This window comes from Bradyrhizobium sp. SZCCHNGR1005, assembly GCF_032489995.1.
Classification (GTDB): domain Bacteria; phylum Pseudomonadota; class Alphaproteobacteria; order Rhizobiales; family Xanthobacteraceae; genus Bradyrhizobium.
Genome location: NZ_JAUEZC010000001.1, coordinates 1,040,203 through 1,064,102, shown reverse-complemented (window position 1 = coordinate 1,064,102; position 23,900 = coordinate 1,040,203). Strand labels below are relative to the sequence as shown.

Below are 23,900 nucleotides of genomic sequence, written 5' to 3'. Positions count from 1 at the left end.
TATGGCCGCATCCTCCGACACGCCAGCCTCGCCCCTCGTCAAAGCCAAGCCGCTAACGCTCGTCGATCATGTCGTCAACACCCTCAGGCTGGTGGTGAAGGAGCTTCGCAGCATCCGCGCCGACCCGACTATGCTGGTGCTCGTGGTCTACGCCTTCAGCATCTCGGTGAACACGGTCGCGACCGGTGCCGTGACCGATGCCACTCACATGTCGGTCGGCATCGTCGACGAGGACGGCTCCTCGCTTTCGCGCCAGATCGCCGAGGCGTTGCTGCCGCCGACCTTCCAGCCCGCGGTCCAGATCCGCGCCACCGAGATCGACGCCAAGATGAATCATGGTGACCTCCTCTTCGTGGTCGAGATCCCCCCGAACTTCGAGGCGGATCTTCGGGCGCAGCACAAGACGTCGCTGCAGATCAACATCGACGCCACGGTGGTGGCGCAGGCCGGCAACGGCGCCAACTACCTCAAGACCGCGATCAGCAACGAGATCCGGAGCTTTCTCTCAGGGCGTCCGGGCGCGAAGTCGGCGCCGATCAATCTCGTCGTACGGACCGATTTCAACCCCAATCTCATCACCTCGTGGTTCTCGGCCATGACCCAGGTGATCAATCAGATCACGCTGCTTACGGTCATTCTCACCGGCGCCGCACTCATTCGCGAACGCGAGCAGGGCACGGTGGAGCATCTTCTCGTGATGCCGGTGGTGCCGGCCGAGATCATGCTCGCCAAGATGCTCGCCAACGGTCTCGTCATCCTGGTCGCCGCGATGCTGTCGCTGCAGTTCGTGGTCCATTGGTGGATCGGCTCGCCGATCGCGGGGTCGCGGCTGCTGTTTCTGCTCGGCGCGGCGGAATACGCGCTGGTGGTTGCGGCGCTGGGCATCCTGCTCGGCACGCTCGCGACCACGATGGGACAGTTCGGTCTGCTCGCGATGCCGGTCCTGATGGTCACGCAGCTGTTGTCCGGCAGCAGCACGCCCATGGAGAGCATGCCGGTCTGGCTGCAATACCTGGTGCAGACGGTCAGCCCGACGCCTCATTTCGTCGCTTTCGGGCAGGCGGTTCTGTTTCGGGGCGCCGATCTTTCCCTGGTGTGGCAGCCGCTGGTGGCGATGCTCCTGATCGGCAGCGTCTATTTCGTATTCGCTCTCAGTCGTTTCCGCCGCGTCATTTTCGGAAGCTGAAAGGCCCGACGCGTCGCGACGAAAGGAAGACAGGTCCGGCGACAATTTTCGGAGAGATGGCGATGGCAAGACGGCAGACGGACATCCAGGCGCCGACGAAGATGAAGCGGAAGGCCTATGAAACGGCGCTGCGCAAGCTTCAGATCGAGCTGTGCTATCTGCAGGATTGGATCAAGCTCAAGGGGCTGCGCGTCATCATCGTGTTCGAGGGCCGCGACGCCGCCGGCAAGGGCGGTGCCATCAAGGCGATCACGGAGCGTGTCAGTCCGCGGGTGTTTCGGGTCGTCGCGCTTCCGGCCCCATCGGACCGGGAGAAGACGCAGCTGTTCATGCAACGTTACATCGAGCACTTTCCCGCCGCCGGCGAGATCGTGATCTTCGACCGCAGCTGGTATAACCGCGCCGGCGTGGAGTACGTCATGGGCTTCTGCACGTCCACGGAGCACGACCGGTTTCTCGCGCTCTGCCCCGCAGTGGAGAAGTACATCACCGACGGCGGCATCATTCTCATCAAGCTGTGGCTCGAGGTTGGCATGAGGGAGCAGGAGCGCCGCTTCATGGCCCGGATCGACGATCCGTTGCGGCAGTGGAAGCTGAGCCCGATGGACCTCGAATCGTACCGGCGATGGTATGACTATTCGCGGGCGCGCGACCAGATGCTCAAGGCCACGCATTCGATGCATGCGCCGTGGCACGTCGTCCACTCCGACGACAAGAAGAGCGCACGCCTCAATTGCATTTCACATATCCTGAATTCGATTCCGTTCAGTCGCGTGAAGCACGACAAGGTCAAGCTGCCGAAGCGCACGACCAAGGGCCGGTACGACGATCAGGCGTCCCTGCGCGATCTGGGGTTCGGTGCCGAGCCCGGCTGAAAGCCGGACACCGTCACGCGCAGAGACGCCAACGTTGTGCGCATCATGATGCGGATGAGCGCGCCGATTCCAGGGCATCGACCTTTCATCCGGCGCAGGATGAGAGCCCAACCGGAGCCCGAGCCGTCACGAGCCAGATCGCTGCATTCGGCTTCACTCCATCAGCTCTCCATCGTACGCCACCCAGACGCGTGATTTGCATATCTCACGATGGAAGGATCTATTAACTACGTCTTGCGGTATCATGATAGAACACACGTAAAGATTGCTTTTCTCCTCCATTTTTGAGTATCACCGTACCGGTTAGAAAGAGCGAGATTGCGCGCGCTCTCCGGAGCGTGATTGCGCAGAATATCAATTTTAACGTGTTTAGTTAAATAGAAGCAACCAGATGAATGTGCCTGCCCTCGTGATTGCAGCAGGCGTCGGCGCAGCGTTCTTCGCTGCGGGCTGCAGGTGGTACTACCAGCCCGACGTGATCAACCCGGCTGTTCTGAAGAGCACCTTCTCGACAGAACACATGAGAGCTCGCGCGGCGGTTCGACGGGTGCTGATCGATCCGGATTCTGCGCAATTCAACGGATTGCGTTCGGTCGAGGCGGATGCTGCGAAATACGTTTGTGGTGCGGTCAAAGCACGCGACAAAGACGGAAGCTTCGCCGATGTCGCCTTTGCCTATGCCGTGTCGCTCGACTTTGCCTACATCGACGATGACGGACGGCTGACGCACCAGCGCTCTTCGTTCAGACCCTGCCCGGCGACCGCGGAGGAAAAGGCAGGCAAGCCGGATGTGGCGATATCACCCGGAGCGATGTCGATGGTGAAGGCCGTCCAGAAGATCACTCCTCCCAAGGCTGATCCTTCGACGCTATCGACCCTGGCAACGCTGGCCCCCTCAGCCGGCGGCACGTCGAGTGGCGATACCATGGAGCAGCAGATCGGCCAGCTGGCTGGACGGACGGCAATGGCCGCGGACCAGGTGACTGGGCAGCAGCCGCATTCGACCGAGCAGGCCGGCGGCGGCAACGCCGTTGACTGGCGAGTCGATCAGCCTCCGCTCGCTTGGCCCACTTTCCCGTCGGCCCATCCTTTGGCCAAGCCGACCCGGAAGCGGACCACGTCCGAGGCACTGGCTTTGGCGGAAGATGTCGAGGATCGCTGGCACCGATCGGAGGCCGCCAGAGATACGACGAAGCGGCCTTCAGCGGAAGAAATCCATGAAGCCTGCAGAGCCTTGCTTACGATCGATACCTTGGACACGGAATATCGAAAGGCATGGGCGTCCTTTGTGCGACTCCAAGGAATGCATCGACAAATGGCCGCGAATTGAATGAGCACTCCCGATAGCCAGTAGCTCGCATGAGCGCAGCGACATGCGGGCGCAGAGCCCCGGATGTCGCTTCGCTCATCCGGGCTGCGCGACTTCGCTACACTATCGCGGCGAGCTCTCATCGCGCGTATCATCCAAAGCTCCACCGGAGCGATGCAGAAGATGTCCCAACCGTCACTTTCAGACCCTGCCTCTCGCGCGACTGCCGACAGCACAGGGAGCGCGCCGCACGGCGGCTGGGCCGATCTCGTCCCCGAACTCAGTGTCTCGAATATTCAAGACGCCTTATCGTTCTGGCGGGATCTGCTTGGTTTCGAAGTCGCCTATGATCGCCCGGATGCTCGATTTGCCTATCTCGCGAGGGGACGTCTGCAAGTCATGCTCTGCGAACTGAACGGGCGTTGGGAGACGGCGGAGATGGCGCGCCCGTTCGGACGAGGCATCAATTTTCAGGTGCTCGTCGATAGCATCGCGCCGATCCTGAAAGCTCTGGACGGTGCTCAATGGGCACTCTACGAGCAACCGAGCGAAACTTGGTATCGGGTCGGAGACGAGGAATACGGCCAGCGCGAGTTTCTCGTTCAAGACCCGGACGGTTACCTGATCCGCTTCGCCGAACGCCTGGGGATACGTGCACCTTCGTGAAGCGCGTAGCTTGCATGAGCGCAGCGATATGCGGGGTCAGAGCCCCCGGATGTCGCTTCGCTCATCCACACTCTACCGTTACGCCGCTCGAAGGTCCTGCTCCGGAATGGGCGGTTTGCCCCGAAGCCGGTCCGACCAAATAGCCATTTACCGGCCTTTGGCCGATCGCTATCCTCGATTATGTCCGCGACCCACGCCGTTCTTCTAGACCTCGACGGTACTCTGATCGATTCGCAGCCCGGCATTGTCGCAAGCTGCCTGGCTGCGCTGCGCGCGCTCGGCCACGAGCCGGACGAAGCGCTCGATGTGAAGCGCTTCATTGGACCGCCGCTTCAGGACGTCATGCAGGTCTTGCTGCAGTCCTATGGAGATGATCGGGTTGACGAGGCGGTGCTCGCCTTTCGTCAGCACTACGGCGAAAGCGGTCTGCTCGGCAGCGAGTCGTATCCGGGAATTGGCCGGGCCCTTCAGCAACTGCGAGAAGCCGGATTGCGTCTCCTTCTGGCGACGTCAAAGCGCGAAGCGTTCGCGTGTCGCATCCTGCAGCACCTGGAATTGGCTGCATGCTTCGACGGCATCTACGGCTCGGTGCCGAGCGGAGAGCTGGATCATAAGCCGGAGCTGCTCACGCACATCCTATCCGAACAGAGGATTCCGGCCTCGCGCTGCCTGATGATCGGAGACCGCCGCTACGACATCGCCGGCGCTCATGCAGTCGGGATGCGCAGCCTCGGTGTGCTTTGGGGGTATGGCAGCCGCGACGAGCTTGAAACCGCCGGAGCGGACCGGCTGGTGGAGCAGACTTCTGATCTCCCTTCCGCGGTCCTGTCAATGCTGACTAAGCATAGCTCTGGCTAAGGCCGGTGCTGACCTGCTGAATGACGACGAGCATCGATGCTCAGCGGCGTGACTATGGAATTTGGCGGCTGGCTTCCACGTCTCCCCCTGGAAAGCCGAAGGTGTTTGACGAGGTCTCACTGTTCACAGGCCGCCCTGATCGACGTGAACAGCGAGTAGCCCGCATGAGCGCAGCGACATGCGAGGTCAAAGTCCCGGATATCGCTTCGCTCATCCAGGCTACACGGCTGAGCAAGCCTCATGACCGATAGCCGGGGCATGTCGAAGCGGTTTTGCTGCGCGAGGTGCTTGGCGCCTAACCTAAGCTGATACGATTTTTGAGGTCCGGCTTCCGGACGAGAAGGGGTATCAGCCACGATACACATCGCTGCGCGGCGTCTAGTGCGTCAATTGATGAAGCGTAGGTCGCATCGGAATAGAACTGAACGGGCGTCCATCGGCCGCCATCTTCAACGTCCCGTCTGAATTCCTCAAATCCGTAGCTGCGGTCTGCCCTGCAGAAGAAATCCACGCACCTGTCGTGCTCCGAATTCTCGACGCTGACGAAGACCGTCCACGAGCTATCGATACGTCTCGACATCGGCTTCTCTCGTCTTTTTCCAAACCCGCCGCTGCGCGCCTCATAGGCCGCCCAACAGGTGAGATCAACCGCCGCCTTTGCGGTCTTTCATCTGTAGACGGACGAGAACCATGTGAAGTGACCGCAAATGTCTCCCTGCCGAAGACGCCCGCGACGTGAGAGCGATAGGTCCGCAATCACCGATGGTGGGTCGGATGGCCCTCGACAGCGGATAGCCCCGCGGCCCCCGGTGCGCACCTTCGAGGAGATGGCGGTCGAGCAGAGCGTCGATCCCGCGAGCCGAAATCGCGCGAAGGCCGCAGAGTCGCGTCCCAAAACGCGTGCGCCGAAACGCGAAGTTCGCCAGCAGTTTCAACGCGACTCCGCCTGTCCAGTCCTTCCGCTAAAAATATTCATATTTCTCTTTTTCAGAAATTGTGCTTGTCTATGGCCATCCCGCCTCATGCAAGGGGCGTACGCGCGGTCGTCACGATACGTGGAGTGCGGGAATGCGGTGGATGTCTCGAGCTGCAGCGTGATCTTTCACGCCGACGAACGGCCCGATGCGTACGGTCAAGTCGTGTGGTCCTGGCATCCCGGTGCTGATGCCTGCGCAATGCGCTTCGCGCATTGTCGCGACGCGATGATGCTTCGCATCACGCGGACAGGGGCAAGAAAGCCGGTCCCTGAGGAGAGCACGAAGCAGCCGTTAAGACCATCGCGCGGGGAAGGCCGGGATGTCTCGGCCGATCCTGTGGTGACTGCCGCCTGCTTTTCTTTCTGCAGGCGGGCCATGGGGGCGGCGAGCTCCCGGCCTTCCCTGCACCCTCTGCCTTTTCGAGGGTGATCGATCTGCAAGGCTCGGGCGCATGAGCGTCGCGAGAAGGAGAGCGCGTGTCTGTTGACGTCCACGATGCCCGTGGCGCAATCCCCGGCGTCATTGTCCGCCGCAGGGTCTCGCCTTCGGCTTACCCGAGGGCAGGCTCCAGCGGACGGTCTCGTACTCCGCGCTCCGCCGGCTCAATCACTGCGGTCCCTAGAGTACGTCGTCGTCCGGTCACGTCTTCGCCAAGGCCTCGACGAGGCTACAGGTTCATGGCACGCCGAAGCGTCAGCGAAGGCGGCAAGCCGAACGACGACAGCGAGGTAACCGAGCGGCAGCGCCCACGCCGCTCTGTCCGGCCGCTACCCTTTCACTCCATACGCCGCCAGGAACATCCTGACGGCGCTGGCGACCACTTCGCGGATGCGTTCGGAGGAGGGCGCCGGCGCGGCCTGGAAGATGAAGGGCAGGAACAGGGTGGCCTGGCACATCAGCTGGAATTGCGAGGCGGCAAGCTGGCAGTCGTCAATGGCGAGCTCGCCGGCTTTCACACGGCCGTCGAGATAGGCGGCGAGGCGGTTGATGGTGCCCTCCAGCACGCGGTCGTAATAGCGCCGGCCGACATCCGGCATCCGCTCGGCGATCGCCATCACCGTGCGGATGGCCGAGCCGCCGCCGGGGCGGCAGATCAGCGCGAGGTACGCCTCGCCGAAGCCGGCGAGATTGGCGGAAACGTCGCGCGAAAGGTCGAACCTGAACAAAAGAGAGGTGCGCGTCTCCTCCTCGACGATGGCCTGGAACAGCGCGTATTTGTCGGTGAAATAGACATAGAGCGTGCCCTTGGACACGCCGGCGGAACGCGCGATCTCCCCCATGCTGGCGCCGTCGAACCCGAGATCCATGAACACCTTGCGGGCGCCTTCGAGGATCTGGCGCCGCTTCGAGGTCTCTTCCTCGCCATGGGCCTGGACGGTGTCTGGGTGGGCTTCAATCATTGGTTCAGCGTCTTGGCAAAGATTCTGTCGGACGAAAAGGTCAGGGAAGGATGTGACCGCCTAGTTTGCACTGCGAATGGATATATTGACCGAACCGTTCGGTCAATGCTATTGATTGGCAACGGGCCGGATGCCGGCCCAGGTGATGGTTTCGTGATCGCTCATGCGATCGTTCAGGGGTGTCTTATGGCCGTAGCGAGAGATCAGGCCGCACGAGTGCGCCGTCCGGAGCCGGAGGAGGCGACGGGCTCGGCCGCGCGCGAGAGCGCCGGGCTGGGTGAACAGCTGCGCGGCCATGTCGGTGACGAGGCCAAGCGCCGCGGACTGGAGACCTCGAACGAGGCGCCCGCCGGCACGCCGCCGGCAGCCACTCCGCCCGCCGACGAGCCGCCCGCAGCCACGGAAGCCGCCGCATCGGCGCCGCCGAAATCCGGCAAGCGCAAGCGGGTGATGATGGGCGTCGGCCTTCTGCTCGCGCTCGCAGCCGCAGGCTACGGCGTGCATTATTATCTGGTCGGCCGCTTCTTTGTTTCGACCGACGACGCCTATGTCCGCGCCAACAACACCATGCTGGGAGCGCGCGTGTCCGGCCACATCGTCGAGATCCTGCCGCGCGACAACGCGGTGGTGAGGAAGGGCGACGTGATCTTCCGGATCGATGACGGCGATTACCGGATTGCCGTCGATGCCGCCCGTACCAAGATCGGAACGCAGGAGGCGACGATCGCCCGCATCGGCCGCCAGGTCGCGGCCCAGCAGAGCGCGGTCGAGCAGGCGCAGGCCAATCTTGCCTCGGCGGAAGCCGGGCAGAAGCGGGCCGATCTCGACTATGATCGCCAGCAGGCGCTGAGCACCAAGGGTTTCGCCTCGCACGCGGTCTTCGAACAGTCCGAGGCCGCCCGCGCCCAGGGTGTGGCGGCAGTGAAGGCGGCAGTGGCCGCCTACGATGCCGCGCGCGACAATGTCGAGGTGACCAAGGCACAGCAGGTCGAGGCGCAGGCGCAGCTTGCGGAATTGAAGACGTCGCTGGCGAAAGCCGAGCGCGATCTGGATTTCGCGACCGTGCGCGCGCCGGTCGACGGCACCTTCTCCAACCGTCTGGTCAACACCGGCGATTTCGTCGCGGTCGGCCAGCGGCTCGGCAATGTCGTGCCGCTCGAGGACGTCTATATCGACGCCAATTTCAAGGAGACGCAGCTGAGGCGCATCCGTCCCGGCCAGCCGGTGACGATCAAGGTCGATGCCTACGGCTCGCGCAAGTTCAAGGGCACGGTCGACAGCATCTCGCCGGCCGCCGGCTCGGTGTTCACGCTGCTGCCGCCGGACAATGCGACCGGCAATTTCACCAAGATCGTGCAGCGGCTGCCGGTGCGCATCCGCGTGCCGAAGGCGGTGGCGCGGCAGAATCTCCTGCGCGCGGGCATGTCTGTCTACGTCACCGTCGACAGCACGGATGGAGCCAAGGATGCCGACAGCGAGGAGGACCTGGACTCGCCGATGATGATCCATCCGCAGTGACGCGGCCGCTTTCGACTCATGGTCACGACGCGTTCGAACGCGCATGACTGATTTCTTGTGAGATGCTGCAGCATCGGAAGTGAGCTCCCTCCCCCCTTTGCGGGGGAGGGTTGGGAAGGGGGGTACTCCAAGCGAGACTGCAGTTGTGGACCCCCACCCCCGACCCCTCAGAGCGAGCTTTGCTCGTCTTGGCCTCGCAAGGGGGAGGGGAGCAGAGCGGAAGATGCGGCGGCGTTGAGGTTCCTCTCGACAACCGAACACACCCATGGCCAACGCGACGACAGCCAACCCAACCATGATCGAAGCGCCGGGCGCCGCGTCCGACTACGTGGCGCCGCGACGGTTGTTCGCGTTCCTGATCATGGTGTTCGGGATGTTCATGTCGATCCTGGACATCCAGATCGTCTCGGCTTCGCTGACGGAGATCCAGGCCGGGCTGTCTGCGAGCTCGAGCGAAGTCTCCTGGGTGCAGACCGCCTATCTGATCGCGGAAGTGATCGCGATTCCGCTGTCCGGCTTCTTGTCGCGCGCATTGGGCACGCGGCTGTTGTTTGCGATTTCGGCGGCCGGCTTCACACTGTCGAGCTTTTTGTGCGGTTTCGCCTCGAGCATCGAGGAGATGATCCTGTGGCGCGCGCTGCAGGGCTTCCTCGGCGCCGGCATGATCCCGACCGTGTTCGCCTCGGCCTACACGGTGTTTCCGCGTTCGAAATTCTACATCGTCGGTCCCATCATCGGCCTGGTCGCGACCTTGGCGCCGACCATAGGTCCAACCATCGGCGGTTACATCACCGATGCGATGTCCTGGCATTGGCTGTTCTTCATCAACATCCCGCCGGGCATCCTCATCACAATCGGCGTCCTGGCGCTGGTCGATTTCGACGAGCCGCATTTCGAGTTGCTCGACCATTTCGACTGGTGGGGCCTCTTGTTCATGGGCGGCTTCCTCGGCTCGCTCGAATATGTGCTGGAGGAGGGGCCGCAATATGAATGGATCCAGGACACCAGTGTCGCCGTCTGCGCCGCGATCTGTATCGTCTCGGCAGTGGCGTTTTTCTGGCGCGTGCTGACGGCGCGGGTGCCGATCGTCGACCTCTACGCGTTCGGCAATCGCAATTTCGCGGTCGGCTGCCTGCTGCAGTTCTGCATCGGCATCGGGCTCTATGGGCTCACCTACATCTATCCGCGCTATCTCGCGGAAGTGCGCGGCTACAGCGCGATGATGATCGGCGAGACGATGTTCGTCTCCGGCGTCACCATGTTCCTGATGGCGCCGATCGTGGGGCGGCTGATGCAGCGCTTCGACATGCGCTACATCATCGCCTTCGGCCTCGTCGTGTTCGCGATGGGCTCCTATCAGATGACCGGCATCACCCGCGACTACGATTTCTGGGAGCTGTTCCTGCCGCAGGTCTTGCGCGGCATCGGCATGATGTGCGCGATGGTGCCGACCAACAATATTGCGCTCGGCACGCTGCCGCCGGAGCGCGTCAAGAACGCCTCCGGCCTGTTCAACCTGATGCGCAATCTCGGCGGCGCGGTCGGGCTCGCCGTCATCAACGAGGTGCTGAACGACCGCACCGACCTGCACATCAGCCGGCTGCATGACCGCGTCACCTGGGGCAATGCCGCCGCGGTCGAGACCTTGAACATGCTGCAGCAGCGGCTGCAGGGCATGGGCGATTCCACCGTGATGGCGATGAAGCAGCTGTCGCAGATCGTGCATCGCCAGGCCGTGGTGATGGGCTATGGCGATGCGTTTTTCATGCTGACCCTGTTCTATATCGGCCTCAGCCTGACCGTGATGCTGTTGAACAAGCCGAGCTCGCCGATGGCCGCTGTGGGCGGGGATCACTGACTGCGCACGCGCATGTGATGCATGCGTGTTGCCAAATCATACCGCCGCGTATATAGAACGATCATTGTCGCTCGAACCGGGGAGATTTGCATGGATATGTCGCATCTGCAGATCACATGCCCGCGTCCGAAGCTTGCGCCGGGGTCCCGCTCTTTTCGTTGAGCGCTGCCGACACCCGCTACGACTGCTAGCGCGGTCGCCGCACTTCCCACTAAGTCACTGATATTACGCCTGACGCTTGCGCGGCCTGCCGCGCGCGCTGGCATTGAACTGGAGCCGATCCGCGCGACACGCGTGGCCGGATGATGCCATGACCATTGAAGTCACTAAGTCGAAAGCCAAGGAGCGACCCGCCGCCATCCGCGTCGTGATGCCGTTCGTATTCCGGCACTGGCTGAAGCAGCCAGGCATGACGCTCGGCATCGGCGCGGCTTTGCTCGCCGCCACCGTCGCCGACCTGTTCATGCCGGTGTTCTCCGGCAAGCTGGTCGACGCACTGACGCTCGGCCCGGCCGATGCGGCCGCGCGCGATGCCGCGCTGACGGCGTTCGGCGCGATCGTCGCACTCGGCTTCGTGTCGATCGTGCTGCGGCTTGCCGGGCTGCAGCTGATCGTGCCCTTCACCTTGCGCCTCATGTCGGATGTGGCGCGCGACGCCTTCGTGCGCGTGCAGCGCTTCTCGACCGATTGGCACGCCAACAGCTTCGCCGGCTCGACCGTGCGCAAGATCACCCGCGGCATGTGGGCGCTCGATCTCTACAACGACACCATCCTGCTGGCGCTGTTGCCGTCGCTCGCGGTGCTGCTGGGTTCGATGGTGCTGCTCGGCCTGCATTGGACGTCGCTGGGGGCGGTGATCGCGCTTGGCGCCGTGCTGTATGTCACGATGACGGTCGTGTTCTCGACCCGCTACATCGCGCCGGCTGCGCGCGTCTCCAACGCCTGGGACACCAAGGTCGGGGGGACGCTGGCCGATGCGGTCAGCTGCAATGCCGTGGTGAAGTCGTTCGGCGCCGAGGCGCGCGAGGACATGCGACTGGCCCGTGTGATCAGCCGCTGGCGTAAGCGCGTCAATCGCACCTGGCTGCGCTACAACACCACGGCTGCCGTGCAGCTGTTCGTGCTGCTGTGCTTGCGCGCCTCGGTGATCGGCGGCTCGGTGCTGTTGTGGATCGCGGGCCGCGCCTCGCCGGGCGACGTCACCTACGTGCTCACCAGCTACTACGTCATCCATGCTTACTTGCGCGATGTCGGGATGCATATCAACAACCTGCAGCGCGCGGTCAACGACATGGATGAGCTGGTGGCGATTCATGACGAGCCGATCGGCATCGTCGATGCCGCGGCTGCCAGGCCGATCCGGGTCACGGGCGGGCATATCGTGTTCGACGAGGTCACGTTCCACTATGGCGGCCATCGTGCGCCGCTGTATGAGCGGCTGTCGGTCGACATTCGTCCCGGCGAGCGTGTCGGGCTGGTCGGCCGGTCTGGCTCCGGCAAGACCACTTTCGTCAAGCTGCTGCAGCGACTGTACGACGTCAGCGGCGGGCGGATCCTGATCGATGGTCAGGATATCGCACTCGCGACGCAGGAGTCGCTGCGCAGCCAGATCGCGATCGTGCAGCAGGAGCCGATCCTGTTTCACCGCTCGCTGGCGGAGAACATCGCCTATGCCCGTCCCGGGGCGAGCCAAGCGGCGATCGAGCAGGCGGCGAAGCTCGCCAACGCGCATGACTTTATCATGCGGCTGCCCAAGGATTACGGCACCCTGGTCGGCGAGCGCGGCGTGAAACTGTCCGGCGGCGAGCGGCAGCGCGTGGCGCTGGCGCGCGCCTTCCTGGCGGACGCGCCGGTCTTGATCCTGGACGAGGCGACCTCGAGCCTGGATTCGGAATCGGAGGCGCTGATCCAGGAAGCGATGGAACGGCTGATGAAGGGACGAACCGCGATCGTGATCGCGCACCGGCTTGCCACCGTGCGCAGCCTTGATCGGATCCTGGTGTTCGACCGCGGCAGGATCGTCGAGCAGGGCAATCATGCTGCGCTGGTCGGACGGCCGGACGGGCTCTATCGCGGACTGTTCGAGCGGCAGGCCATCGAGATCGGCAAGCTCGAAGCGGCTGTATGAGAGGCGGCTATATGAACAGATTGGAAATGGCGAGGGGTCCGGCGCTTATCGCGCCGAACCCCTCATTGAACATATCAGCCGGCCTGTAAGCCGGGTTTTGTAGGGCACCGTCGCATTTGCATGCGGCGATACGTGACGGCCATTCCTCTGGGATCGCGCTTGCGCGCGACCTCGGGCAACCTACCCGGACGGCGAGCCTGACATCGCTCCCACGGGCGTTATCGCTTGCGCGAAGGGCCCGCGTTGCCGTCCCTATTCGGTCTTGCTCCCGGTGGGGTTTACCATGCCGGTTCCGTTACCGGACCCGCGGTGCGCTCTTACCGCACCTTTTCACCCTTACCGCGCCGAAGCCCGGATGGGCGAAGGCGAGGCGGTTCGTTCTCTGTGGCACTGTCCCTGGGGTCGCCCCCGCCGGACGTTATCCGGCACCGCATGTCGATGGAGCCCGGACTTTCCTCCCCGGCGGCCTTTCGGCACCTGCCGGAGCGGCCGTCCGGCCGACTGACCCGCTCTGCATGGGGGTTTGCGCGCCGCCCGTCAAGTCGCCAGCTTTCGTCCAGAATATTTTATCCTGCGTTGTCGTTTCCAGCGTTGGCCGTTCGACAGGATGTCGGCAATCCAGCCGATCACAAGGAGCAAGCCATGCAGTATCTGCTGATGATCTATCAGAACGAGGTCGAATATGCGAAGCGGGACCCGGCCGAAGCCGAGAAGACGCTCGCCGAATATCAGGCCTTCACCCAGTCCATCATCCAGAACGGCAACTTCAAGGCCGGTGACCGGCTGCGGCCGACGACGACCGCGACCACCGTGCGCGTTCGCGATGGCAAGATCCTGACCACCGACGGTCCGTTTGCCGAGACCCGCGAGCAACTCGGCGGCTACTACCTGATCGAGGCCAAGGATCTCGATGAGGCGATCGGCATCGCCGCACGGATCCCCAGTGCGCGCTTCGGTTCGATCGAGGTGCGGCCGATCTGGGTGTATAATTAGCCAGCTCTCTCCGTCGTCATTCCGGCTGCGCCGTTAGCTGCAGACCCGGAATCCATGCTCCCGATCGTGGTTATGGGTTCCAGGCTCGTCCTTTGGACGCCGGAATGACGAATGCTGAAGGCGTACGCGTATGACTCCAGCAGCTTTTGAAAAGATATTCCGCGACGAGTCCGGCCGTGCGCTCGCGACGCTGATCCGGCTGGTCGGCGATTTCGATCTCGCCGAGGACGCCTTGCAGGATGCATTCGCCGCGGCGATCGAGAATTGGCGCGGCGGCGAACTGCCAGCCAATCCGCGGGCATGGCTGGTCAATGTCGGCCGCAACAAGGCGATCGATCGCATCCGTCGCAGAAACGTCTTCCGCGACAAGCAGCAGCAATTGGTGCTCGCGATTGAGCTCGATGCGGCAGCAGTCGAGGAGCTGGCCGATCCGCAGCAGATCGACGACGACATGCTGCGACTGATCTTCACCTGCTGCCACCCGTCTTTCGCGCCCGAAGTCCAGATCGCGCTCACCCTACGCACGGTCTGTGGGCTGACGACCGGCGAGGTCGCGCGGGCGTTCCTGGTCGGCGAGGAGGCGATGGCGCAGCGGCTGGTCCGTGCCAAGCAGAAGATCCGGCTGGCCGGCATTCCCTATGAGGTGCCTGGGCGCGAGGCGCTGGAGGAGCGCCTCAACGGCGTGCTCGCCGTCATCTATCTCGTGTTCACCGAAGGATATGTTGCGACCTCGGGTGACGATTTGATGCGGCCCAGTCTCGCGCGCGAGGCGATCCGGCTCGCAGGTCTGCTCGATTGTCTGTTGCCGGCGAGGGGCGAGATCAAGGGGCTGTTGGCCTTGATGCTGTTGCATGATGCGCGCCGGGCGGGGCGTGCGACCTCGTCGGGCGATATCGTGTTGCTGGAGGAACAAGATCGGAGCCTTTGGGATCGCGGGCAGATCGAGGAGGGCTTGCAGTTGGTCGATGAGGCTCTCAATATCAAGGGCCGGCCACATGCCTATCTCGTACAGGCTGCGATTGCCGCTCTTCACGCCCGCGCGCCCAGTTACGACGCGACGGATTGGCCGCAGATCGCAGGCCTCTACGAGGTGTTGCTGCGCATCGCGCCGTCGCCGGTCGTCGAGCTCAACCATGCGGCGGCGGTTTCGATGGTCGACGGACCGGCGCGAGCGCTGGCGCTGGTCGACGCTCTCGCCGCGCGCGGTGGATTGAAGGATTACGACCTTGTGCCCGCCGTTCGCGCCGACTTGTTGCGTCGCCTGAACCGGCGGGACGAGGCGCGCGGCGCTTATCTCGCCGCGTCCGCCGCCACGCAACTTGCGCCGCTCAAGCGGCTTTATGCGCGCCGGCTCGCCGAGCTGAGTGCAGAGGATTGATTCGTCACCGCGCCACGACCTCGGTCGGCAGGCTCGTCAGCAGGGCGCCCAGGGTCAGCAATGTCGAATGGTCGGCGATGCCATCGACACGTTCGGGACGGAAATGGCGTTGGAACGCCGTCACCACTTCCAGGGTCGGGCCGTCGAACTTGCCGCTGATCGGCACGCCGTAGCCATATTTGGCGAGGGCCTTCTGCAGGTCGCGCACGTCGTCGCCGATGCTCCCGAGCTTGAGCGATGCGCCGCGCGTGATCGGTGCCGGCTGCACCCAGTGCCCGACGCCGGAATTGGCCAGCGAATGCCATGGGAATTTCTCGCCGGGGTCCTTCTTCCGCGCAGGCGCGACGTCGGAATGGCCAAGCACGCGATGCGGCGGAATGTTCCGGCGCAGCATGATGCCGCGGCAAAGCGCGATCACGGCCGCGATCTGCCGTGACGGAAAATCCGGGTAGCCCCATTCATGGCCGCGGTTGGCGATCTCGATGCCGATCGAGCAGGAATTGATATCCTCCTCGCCGGCCCAGGACGCGACGCCAGCGTGCCAGGCACGCTTGGCTTCCGGCACGGACTGGATGATCCGGCCGTCTTCCAGCACGATGTAATGTGCGGAAACGTCGGTGCCGGCCGTGCACAGTTTGGTGATCGCAGCCTCCACATCGGGCATCCCGGTGTAGTGCAACAGGATCATATCGGGTTGGCGGATGTCGTTGCGCTCGCCAAAATTAGGCGAGGGGACGACATCGGAGGCAATCGACGAATCCGGCGTGAACGGTTCCACACCTTCGCTGCCCTTTGGAATCGGCAGTGCCGGCTTTGAATCGGACTTGTCGGGTGGGGCAGGCGGCATGGAGCGACTCAAAGCAAGATTTCGGCGGACGGCCATAGCTCAAATCCGATGGAGCCTGCCACTATTCCTTTGCATGCACCACTCGCGATCGAACTTGCATGCATGGCCTGCGCCAAGCCGGCAATGCCGTCCGCGCATTGACAATCGGCATTGACAATCCCGTGGCTCGATGCAGTCCGCCTCAAATCCGCCCGAGATCGTCAACGGTTTCTTAACGCTAACGGTCGTTACTCAGGGGTGATGGGCCGATCAGGTCGAAAGGTCGGCAAGTGGCAATGATTGACGTTCCTGCACGCGAAGGAAGGATAGTTCGAGGTGTGGGGAACACCGGATTCCGGGCGATTGGACCTCATTCGCGCGTGCGTGGCCTTTCGAAGGTCGCAGGCGTGGCGGGGATGCCGCTCGGTGCACGGCGCTGCCTGGCAGCTTGACGCGTGGACTTGGCGCGAGGATCGAGGGCGCGATGAACTCGCTGCCGACCAATGGCTGTATGTCTCGCCGCTTCCTGACCGGAGCCGGCCGATGAGCGCGGCTGGCCAGCGCCATATCTCCGTGCTCGGGCCCGAGGCGGTCGAGATGCTGTCGCCGCGCGAGGGGGGCATTTATGTCGACGCCACCTTCGGGGCCGGCGGCTACAGCCGGCTGCTTTTGTCGGTGGCGGGAACCGAAGTGATCGGCATCGATCGCGACCGTACCGCGATTGCCGGTGGTGCTGCGCTGGTCGGAGAAGCCGCGGGGCGGCTGACGCTGGTCGAAGGCCGCTTTTCGCAGCTCGCCGAGATCTGTGCGGCGCAAGGGCGCGATGCCGTTGACGGCATCGTCATGGATGTCGGCGTCTCCTCGATGCAGCTCGATGAGGCGGGGCGCGGCTTCTCGTTCCGGTCCGATGGCCCACTCGACATGCGCATGGGCAGTGACGGGCCGACTGCGGCGGATGTCGTCGCGCGCGGCTCGGAGCGCGACCTCGCAGACGTCATCTACATCTTCGGCGAGGAGCGGCATTCGCGCGCCGTGGCCCGTGCCATCGTGGCCGCGCGCAAGGACCAGCCGATCACGACGACCCGGCAGCTCGCCGACATTGTCGCGCGCGTGGTGCGCAGCAAGCCCGGCGAGATTCATCCGGCGACGCGAACCTTTCAGGCGCTTCGTATCTTGGTCAATGAGGAGCTCGACGAACTGCAGCTCGCGCTGTCGGCTGCCGAGCGCGTGCTGAAGCCTGGCGGCCGGCTTGCCGTGGTCTCGTTCCATTCGCTGGAAGACCGGATCGTCAAGACTTTCCTGGCCGAGCGCAGCAAGACCGGCGGCGGCTCGCGGCATCTGCCGGAAGTCGCGCAGATCGCGCCGAGCTTTCACCTGCTCACGCGCCGCCCCATGACGCCGGGGGACGCCGAGATCTCCGCCAATCCGCGGGCGCGCTCGGCGAAGCTGCGCGCCGCCGAGCGCACCGCTGCGCCCGCCCATCGCGCGGCGGATCTGCCGTCTTGGCCGCGGCTCGCCGACGTGATGAGGGGAGGCTGAGCCATGCGTCTCATCCACCTGCTCGTGATCGGCGCGCTGATCTTCGCTGCGGCCTATGTCTACCGGATCAAGATGGATTCGACGGCGCGGGTCGAACGCGTGCTGCAGCTGCGCGCCGAGATCCGCGAGCAGCGCGAGGCCATCGCGGTGCTGCGTGCCGAATGGGCCAAGCTCGATGCGCCGCTTCGGCTGCAAGGGCTGGTCGAGCGGCATCTGCCGCTCAAGCCGCTCAACGCGAACCAATATGATAACCTGAAAAACCTTCCCGAGCGGCCGCCGAGGTTCGCCCGGCCGGACAATCCGGACCCGATCGGCTCCATGATCGATGCGATCGACTCCGCCAATCAGGACGACCCCGCCGTGACGAGTTCGGTGCCTCATCCGGAGGACCAGCAATGACCAATCCAGCAAACCGTGCTCTGGTGCCGCAGGGGCGGGTCAACAAGGAGCGGACGAAGGAGCCCTGGCATCAGCGGCTGGTGCGCACGCTGCTTTACGGACGCAATGTCGATCGCGCGGCGAAGGCCCGCGCACGCGTTGGTCTTGCCATGATCGCCTTCGCCGCGGTCTATGCCATCATCGGCGGACGACTCGTGATGTTTGCGCTCGGTGCCGATGGTCCGAATTCGCGCCGCGCCGCGCAGCAGGACGCAGTCGCCACCGCGAGGCCCGACATTGTCGACCGCAACGGCGAGGTGCTGGCGACCGACGTCAAGACGCCGAGCCTGTTCGGCGAGCCGCGTCGGCTGATCGACAAGGACGAGGCGATCGAGCTTCTGACCGCGACCTTGCCCGATCTCGACACCGCCGAGGTGCGCGACCGGCTGTCGTCCAAGAAGGGGTTTGTCTGGCTCAAGCGCGAGATCACGCCCCAGCAGCAATTCGAGATTCACAAGCTGGGCATTCCCGGCATCGGCTTCCTGCGCGAGAACAAGCGCGTCTATCCGACCGGCAACGAGGTCGCCCATGTGATCGGCCTCGTCAACATCGACAATCAGGGCATCGCCGGAATGGAGAAATGGCTGGACAATCAGGGCCTGGCCGACCTTCATCGCGCGGGCTTCGCGACCGACCGGCTGCAGCGTCCGATCGAATTGTCCGTCGATCTGCGCGTCGAGCACGCGTTGCGCGATGAGTTGCTCAAGGCGAAGGACAAGTTCCATGCCAAGGCAGCCTCCGGCATTGTCGCCAACGTGAACACCGGCGAGATCGTCGCGATGGTGTCGCTGCCGGATTTCGATCCGAATAGTCCGAAGGAGGCGCACGACCCAGACCGCATCAACCGCCTGACCACCGGCGTCTATGAAATGGGCTCGACTTTCAAGGCCTTTACGCTGGCGATGGCGCTCGATACCGGAAAATACGGCCTGGATTCGATGTGGGATGCGCGCGGGCCGCTGCATTACGGCAAGTTCACGATCCATGACGACGAGCCGAAGGGTCGCTTCCTCAGCATGAAGGAGGTGTTCTATTTCTCCTCCAACGTCGGTGCGGCGCGCATCGCGCTGTCGCAAGGCGTGGACGCGCATAAGGCGTTCCTGCGCAAGATGGGACAGCTCGACCGCCTGCGCACCGAGCTGCCCGAGAGCGCGTCGCCGCTCGTTCCAAAGCGCTGGGGCGACTTGAACACGATCACAATCGCCTTCGGTCACGGTATGGCGGTGGCGCCGTTGCAGGCCGTGATGGGCGTGAGTGCGCTCGCCAATGGCGGGCTGCTGATTCCGCCGACCTTCCTGAAGCGCAGCGAGGAAGAGGCGCGCGCGATCGCCAAGCGCGTGATCAAGCCGGAGACCTCGGAGAAGATGCGCTACCTGATGCGCCTGAACGCCGAGGTGGGCACCGCGCGCAAGGCCGACGTCAAGGGCTATTATATCGGCGGCAAGACCGGCACCGCGGAGAAGGTCATCAACGGCCGCTATGCCAAGAAAAAGGTGCTGACCGCCTTCACCGCCATCATCCCGGCCGACAAGCCGCGCTATCAGCTTTTGATCATGCTCGACGAGCCGCAGCCGCTGAAGGAGACTTACGGCTTCATCACCTCCGGCTGGAACGCGGTGCCGACGGCCGGCAACGTGATTTCCCGGATCGGGCCGCTGCTCGGCATCGAGCCGCGGTTCGATCTGCCGCCGTCCGACCGTCAAATTCTTGCGGCATCGCGGCTGACGCAGTAAGCCTGACTTGAAGGCGCCGCAGGTTCCGCGGCGCTGCATGGGATGACGATGAAACTTGGCGACCTCCTGGGTGACGAGACGCGGCTCGATCCGCGCGTCGCTGCGACCGATGTCACCGGGCTTGCCGTCGACAGCCGCGTGGTCAAGCCGGGAAATCTGTTTTTCGCGCTGGCCGGCGCCAAGACGGATGGTGCGCGCTTCGTCGACGCGGCCGTCGCTGCCGGCGCCGTCGCTGTCGCGGGCGAGCATGCGCCCTCCGGCGAGCTTGCCGTTCCGTTTGTCGTGCTGCCGAATGCGCGGCGTGCGCTGGCGCTGGCCGCCGCGCGCTTCTTTCCCGCGCAACCGTCCACGATCGCAGCTGTCACCGGCACCAGCGGCAAGACCTCGGTTGCCGCCTTCACGCGGCAGATCTGGCAGCGGCTCGGCCATTCCTCAGCGAGTATCGGCACCATCGGCCTCGTCTCGGACAAACGTACGGTCTATGGCTCGTTGACGACGCCCGATCCGATCGCACTGCATCGTCAGCTCGATGAGATCGCGCACGGTGGTGTCACCCATCTCGCTTTCGAGGCGTCGTCGCACGGGCTCGATCAATATCGGCTCGACGGCGTGCGCATCGCGGCCGGCGGCTTCACCAACCTGTCCCGCGATCATATGGACTACCATCCTGACGTCGCGCATTACCTCAATGCCAAGCTCCGCCTGTTCCGGGATCTGATTCCGACCGGCGGCGCCGCGGTGATCTCGGCCGACCACGACTGCTCGCAACAGGTGATCGACGCGGCGAAAGCCCGTGGTCTGCGCGTGATGACGGTGGGCGCCAAGGGCGACGGGGCGGGCGAGGGCATCCGGCTGGTGAGTGCTGCGATCGAAGGTTTCGCGCAAGCACTTGCGATCGAGCATCGCGGCCGCATTCATAACATCCGCCTTCCGCTGGTCGGCGCTTTCCAGATCGAGAATGCGCTGGTTGCCGCCGGGCTTGCGATCGGCACTGGCAGTGATGCTGATGCCGTGTTCGACGCGCTCACCACTCTTGAAGGCGCCAAAGGCCGGCTCGAACTGGTCGGCGAACGTAACGGCGCGCCGATTTTCATCGACTATGCGCACAAGCCCGACGCGCTGGCGAAGGCGCTGCAGGCGCTGCGGCCCTACGCGAAGCGCAGGCTGGTCGTCGTATTCGGCGCCGGCGGCGACCGCGATACTGGCAAGCGGCCATTGATGGGCGTGATCGCGACCGAGAATGCTGACAGCATCATCGTCACCGACGACAATCCGCGCAGCGAAGATCCCGCGGCAATCCGCGCGGCGATCCTGGCGAAAGCTACGGAAGCGCGCGAGATCGGCGATCGTGCCGAGGCAATCCGCGTGGCGGTCGACGGACTTGAACAGGGTGATGCGCTCGTCGTCGCCGGCAAGGGCCACGAGACCGGCCAGATCATCGGCGACAAGGTTCTGCACTTCAGCGATCACGAAGCGGTCGCCGAAGCGTTGGCAAGCCTCGGAACCCAAGCATCGAGGACGATATGACGAAGGCGCCGTTGTGGACCGTGGCCGAAGTGGCGCGCGCGCTGAATCTGGCCGGCGATTTCCCGGATACGCCGATCGATTTCGTCACCCAGGACAGCCGCGCCGTGAAGCCCGGCAGCCTGTTCGTGGCCTTGAGCGGCACGCCGAGCGGCGGCTTCATCTCGAGCTTTGCCTCGAGCCGCGACGGCTGGGAGTTTGCGGCGAATGCGCAACAGGCCGGTGCCGTCGCGATGATCGTGCCGCACGCCATCGACGGCATCAGCGTGCCGCAGCTGATCGTATCAGACACATTGATCGATGGATTGTGGCGGCTCGCACGCGCTGCGCGTGCCCGCTTTTCTGGACCGGTGATCGGGCTGACCGGCAGCGCCGGCAAGACCTCGACCAAGGAATTCATCGCCGCCTATCCGAACGCGTCCGCAAGTCCGTCCAGCTTCAATAATTTCTGGGGCGTGCCGCTGACGCTTTGCAACGCCGATCCGAGTGCGTCGGTGTGGGTGGTCGAGATGGGCATGAACCAGCGGGACGAGATCGCGCGGCTGACCGAGCTGACCCGGCCGACCGTCGCGCTCGTCGTCAATGTCCAGCCGGTGCATCTGGAGAAACTCGGCAGCCTGGAGGCGATCCGCAAGGAGAAGGTCTCGATCGCGCGCGGCCTTTCTGACGACGGGATTTTGGTGCTGCCCGCGCAGCTGTCCGCGCCGGAATGGAGCGGCAAGATGGTCCGCTTCGGCAAGGGCGGCGAGGTGCGTGAACTCTCGCATGCCCCGCGGGGTGACAGTTGGGACGTCAGCGCAGAGGTGTGCGGCCGCAATGTTCAATTCACGCTCACCCCAGGTGCGCCGCATCGGGTGCAGAATGCGCTGGCCGCGCTTGCGTCAGTTGCGGCCGCCGGCCTCGACCCGGCGCGGCTTGCCGAAGAGCTCGGTGATGTCGGCATCATGACCGGGCGCGGCGTCGAGCAGACTGCCGGCGGCGTGGTGCTGATCGACGACAGTTTCAACGGCAATCCGGCGAGCATGGCCGCGGCATTGGACAGCCTGCAGGCGCGTCCCGTCGGTGGACGGCGGATCGCGGTCATCGGCGACATGCTGGAACTTGGCGCGGAAGCCCGGGCCTATCACGAAGGGCTGCTCCGCCATCTCACCGGCATCGACGGAGTCTACTGTGTGGGCCCTCTCATGCGCCACCTGTTCGAGATCCTGCCGGAGGGCAAGCGGTTCGGCTGCCATGATGACCCGGTGACGCTCGATCCTGCGTCGGTTGCGGCGCTTCTGAAGCGCGGCGACGTCGTTGTCATCAAGGGCAGCAAGAAGATATTCTGGGTGAACAAGTTCGTCCCACGGCTTGCCGCGGCATTGCAAGCATCAGTCTGAGATCGGGAGCTCGAAATAGGGCGAGATCGCGGCGCGTGTGCGTTGCTCTTCCCTTGCGTGAGCGGGGCAGGTATGCCCGCACAGGCACGAGCTGATTGCGACGATTCGCACGGAGGCCTCGTTCGTGGTTAAAGATTCCCCCAAACGTGGATTCGCGATAAGCGCCGCGGACCGGGCGGCCTCGGCGGGACGGCACAGGCGGACTGTATGTTTTACTGGTTGATCGACCTCACCAACACTTTCCCGAGCCTCGGGATGTTCCGCACCGCCCTGAACGTCTTCCGGTACATCACTTTCCGGACCGGCGGCGCGGTTGTGACCGGTGCACTGTTCGTGTTCCTGTTCGGCCCCTGGATCATCGACCATCTCAGGCTGCGACAGGGCAAGGGCCAGCCGATCCGCACCGACGGTCCGCAGTCGCACATCATTTCCAAGAAGGGCACGCCCACCATGGGCGGGCTGATGATCCTGTCGGGCCTCGTGGTCTCGACGGTATTATGGGCCAACCCGCTCAACCCCTATGTCTGGATCGTGCTGGCGGTCACGCTCGGTTTCGGCTTCGTCGGTTTCTATGACGATTATCTGAAGGTGACCAAGCAGTCGCATTCGGGCTTCGCCGGCCGTTTCCGATTGTTGATCGAGGGGGCGATCGCGCTGGTGGCCTGCTATGCGCTGGTCCGGCTCGGTCGCGATCCGTCCTCGACCGGGCTCGCCATTCCCTTCTTCAAGGATCTAGTCATCAAGTTCGGCTGGTTCTACGTGCTCTTCGGCGCCTTCGTCATCGTGGGCGCAGGCAACTCGGTGAATCTCACCGACGGGCTCGATGGTCTTGCCATCGTGCCGGTGATGATCGCATCCGCCAGCTTCGGCCTGATCGCCTATCTCGCCGGCAATGCCGTGTTTTCCGAATATCTGCAGATCCATTATGTCGCCGGCACCGGCGAGCTCGCGGTGCTCTGCGGTGCGGTGCTCGGCGCGGGCCTGGGATTTCTCTGGTTCAACGCGCCGCCGGCCTCGATCTTCATGGGCGATACCGGCTCGCTTGCGCTGGGCGGGATGCTCGGGGCGGTCGCGGTCGCGGTGAAGCACGAGATCGTGCTGGCGGTGATCGGTGGGCTTTTCGTCCTGGAGGCGGTGTCGGTGATCGTGCAGGTGGTCTCGTTCAAGCTGACCGGCAAGCGCGTGTTCAAGATGGCGCCCATCCATCATCATTTCGAGCAGCTTGGCTGGACCGAGCCGCAGGTCGTGATCCGCTTCTGGATCATCTCGGTAATGCTGGCGCTCGTCGGCCTGTCCACGCTGAAGCTGCGCTAAC

Annotated in this window: 18 protein-coding genes and 1 other RNA gene; 16 read left to right on the top strand and 3 right to left on the bottom strand. The window is 64.0% G+C overall.

Going from position 1 to position 23,900, the window contains the following annotated elements:
- Position 1: 1 nt before the first annotated feature.
- The 5 genes from QXZ85_RS04880 (at position 2) to QXZ85_RS04860 (ending at position 4,894) form a co-directional block, all read left to right on the top strand.
- Complete coding sequence (locus tag QXZ85_RS04880) at positions 2-1,186, top strand: ABC transporter permease (protein ID WP_315700972.1); 1,185 nt, start codon at positions 2-4, stop codon at positions 1,184-1,186.
- A 62-nt stretch (positions 1,187-1,248) separates the two neighbouring features.
- The gene (gene ppk2, locus QXZ85_RS04875) at positions 1,249-2,061 is read left to right on the top strand and encodes a polyphosphate kinase 2 (RefSeq protein ID WP_315700971.1); all 813 of its coding nucleotides are present in this window, start codon (positions 1,249-1,251) and stop codon (positions 2,059-2,061) included.
- A gap of 391 nt (positions 2,062-2,452) precedes the next feature.
- Positions 2,453-3,391: a hypothetical protein gene (locus QXZ85_RS04870; RefSeq protein WP_315767272.1), complete on the top strand. Its 939-nt coding sequence runs from the start codon at positions 2,453-2,455 to the stop codon at positions 3,389-3,391.
- A gap of 63 nt (positions 3,392-3,454) precedes the next feature.
- Positions 3,455-4,036, top strand: coding sequence for a bleomycin resistance protein (locus QXZ85_RS04865; RefSeq protein WP_409977740.1), 582 nt, complete (start codon positions 3,455-3,457; stop codon positions 4,034-4,036).
- Between the two features lie 180 nt (positions 4,037-4,216).
- Positions 4,217-4,894 (top strand): HAD hydrolase-like protein, encoded by a 678-nt coding sequence (locus QXZ85_RS04860; protein WP_315767273.1) that lies wholly within the window; start codon positions 4,217-4,219, stop codon positions 4,892-4,894.
- A gap of 1,744 nt (positions 4,895-6,638) precedes the next feature.
- On the opposite strand, the gene QXZ85_RS04855 is transcribed toward QXZ85_RS04860, so the two are convergent.
- Positions 6,639-7,271, bottom strand: coding sequence for a TetR/AcrR family transcriptional regulator (locus QXZ85_RS04855; protein ID WP_315700968.1), 633 nt, complete (start codon positions 7,269-7,271; stop codon positions 6,639-6,641).
- A 186-nt stretch (positions 7,272-7,457) separates the two neighbouring features.
- Between QXZ85_RS04855 and QXZ85_RS04850 the strand changes: the two genes are divergently transcribed.
- The 3 genes from QXZ85_RS04850 to QXZ85_RS04840 all read left to right on the top strand — a co-directional run bounded on the left by QXZ85_RS04850 (position 7,458) and on the right by QXZ85_RS04840 (position 12,775).
- Positions 7,458-8,789: an HlyD family secretion protein gene (locus QXZ85_RS04850; RefSeq protein WP_315700967.1), complete on the top strand. Its 1,332-nt coding sequence runs from the start codon at positions 7,458-7,460 to the stop codon at positions 8,787-8,789.
- Positions 8,790-9,054: 265 nt separating this feature from the next.
- Complete coding sequence (locus tag QXZ85_RS04845; RefSeq protein WP_315743787.1) at positions 9,055-10,647, top strand: DHA2 family efflux MFS transporter permease subunit; 1,593 nt, start codon at positions 9,055-9,057, stop codon at positions 10,645-10,647.
- Between the two features lie 310 nt (positions 10,648-10,957).
- On the top strand, positions 10,958-12,775 hold the full coding sequence (locus tag QXZ85_RS04840) for an ABC transporter ATP-binding protein (RefSeq protein WP_315767274.1): 1,818 nt from the start codon (positions 10,958-10,960) through the stop codon (positions 12,773-12,775).
- Between the two features lie 70 nt (positions 12,776-12,845).
- On the opposite strand, the gene rnpB is transcribed toward QXZ85_RS04840, so the two are convergent.
- An RNA gene (gene rnpB, locus QXZ85_RS04835) (RNase P RNA component class A) lies at positions 12,846-13,280 on the bottom strand.
- Positions 13,281-13,417: 137 nt separating this feature from the next.
- Here rnpB and QXZ85_RS04830 point away from each other — a divergent pair.
- Both QXZ85_RS04830 and QXZ85_RS04825 read left to right on the top strand, forming a co-directional pair.
- Complete coding sequence (locus tag QXZ85_RS04830) at positions 13,418-13,768, top strand: YciI family protein (RefSeq protein WP_315700964.1); 351 nt, start codon at positions 13,418-13,420, stop codon at positions 13,766-13,768.
- Between the two features lie 130 nt (positions 13,769-13,898).
- Positions 13,899-15,146 (top strand): RNA polymerase sigma factor, encoded by a 1,248-nt coding sequence (locus QXZ85_RS04825; RefSeq protein ID WP_315767046.1) that lies wholly within the window; start codon positions 13,899-13,901, stop codon positions 15,144-15,146.
- Between the two features lie 4 nt (positions 15,147-15,150).
- On the opposite strand, the gene QXZ85_RS04820 is transcribed toward QXZ85_RS04825, so the two are convergent.
- Entirely contained in the window at positions 15,151-15,993 is an 843-nt protein-coding gene (locus tag QXZ85_RS04820; protein WP_315700963.1) for an N-acetylmuramoyl-L-alanine amidase, read from the bottom strand.
- Between the two features lie 522 nt (positions 15,994-16,515).
- Between QXZ85_RS04820 and rsmH the strand changes: the two genes are divergently transcribed.
- The 6 genes from rsmH to mraY all read left to right on the top strand — a co-directional run bounded on the left by rsmH (position 16,516) and on the right by mraY (position 23,899).
- A complete protein-coding gene (gene rsmH / locus QXZ85_RS04815; protein ID WP_316173314.1) occupies positions 16,516-17,511 on the top strand; it encodes a 16S rRNA (cytosine(1402)-N(4))-methyltransferase RsmH in 996 nt (331 codons plus the stop codon).
- Between the two features lie 3 nt (positions 17,512-17,514).
- A complete protein-coding gene (locus QXZ85_RS04810; RefSeq protein ID WP_315807097.1) occupies positions 17,515-17,910 on the top strand; it encodes a hypothetical protein in 396 nt (131 codons plus the stop codon).
- Positions 17,907-19,682, top strand: a complete 1,776-nt coding sequence (locus tag QXZ85_RS04805; protein WP_315700960.1) for a penicillin-binding protein 2 — start codon at positions 17,907-17,909, stop codon at positions 19,680-19,682. Before QXZ85_RS04810 ends, QXZ85_RS04805 begins: the two co-directional genes overlap by 4 nt.
- Positions 19,683-19,730: 48 nt before the next feature.
- Entirely contained in the window at positions 19,731-21,209 is a 1,479-nt protein-coding gene (locus QXZ85_RS04800) for a UDP-N-acetylmuramoyl-L-alanyl-D-glutamate--2,6-diaminopimelate ligase (protein WP_316173743.1), read from the top strand.
- Entirely contained in the window at positions 21,206-22,585 is a 1,380-nt protein-coding gene (gene murF, locus QXZ85_RS04795; protein WP_316173316.1) for a UDP-N-acetylmuramoyl-tripeptide--D-alanyl-D-alanine ligase, read from the top strand. Before QXZ85_RS04800 ends, murF begins: the two co-directional genes overlap by 4 nt.
- Before the next feature lie 207 nt (positions 22,586-22,792).
- On the top strand, positions 22,793-23,899 hold the full coding sequence (mraY, locus tag QXZ85_RS04790) for a phospho-N-acetylmuramoyl-pentapeptide-transferase (protein ID WP_315700958.1): 1,107 nt from the start codon (positions 22,793-22,795) through the stop codon (positions 23,897-23,899).
- Position 23,900 lies beyond the last annotated feature (1 nt).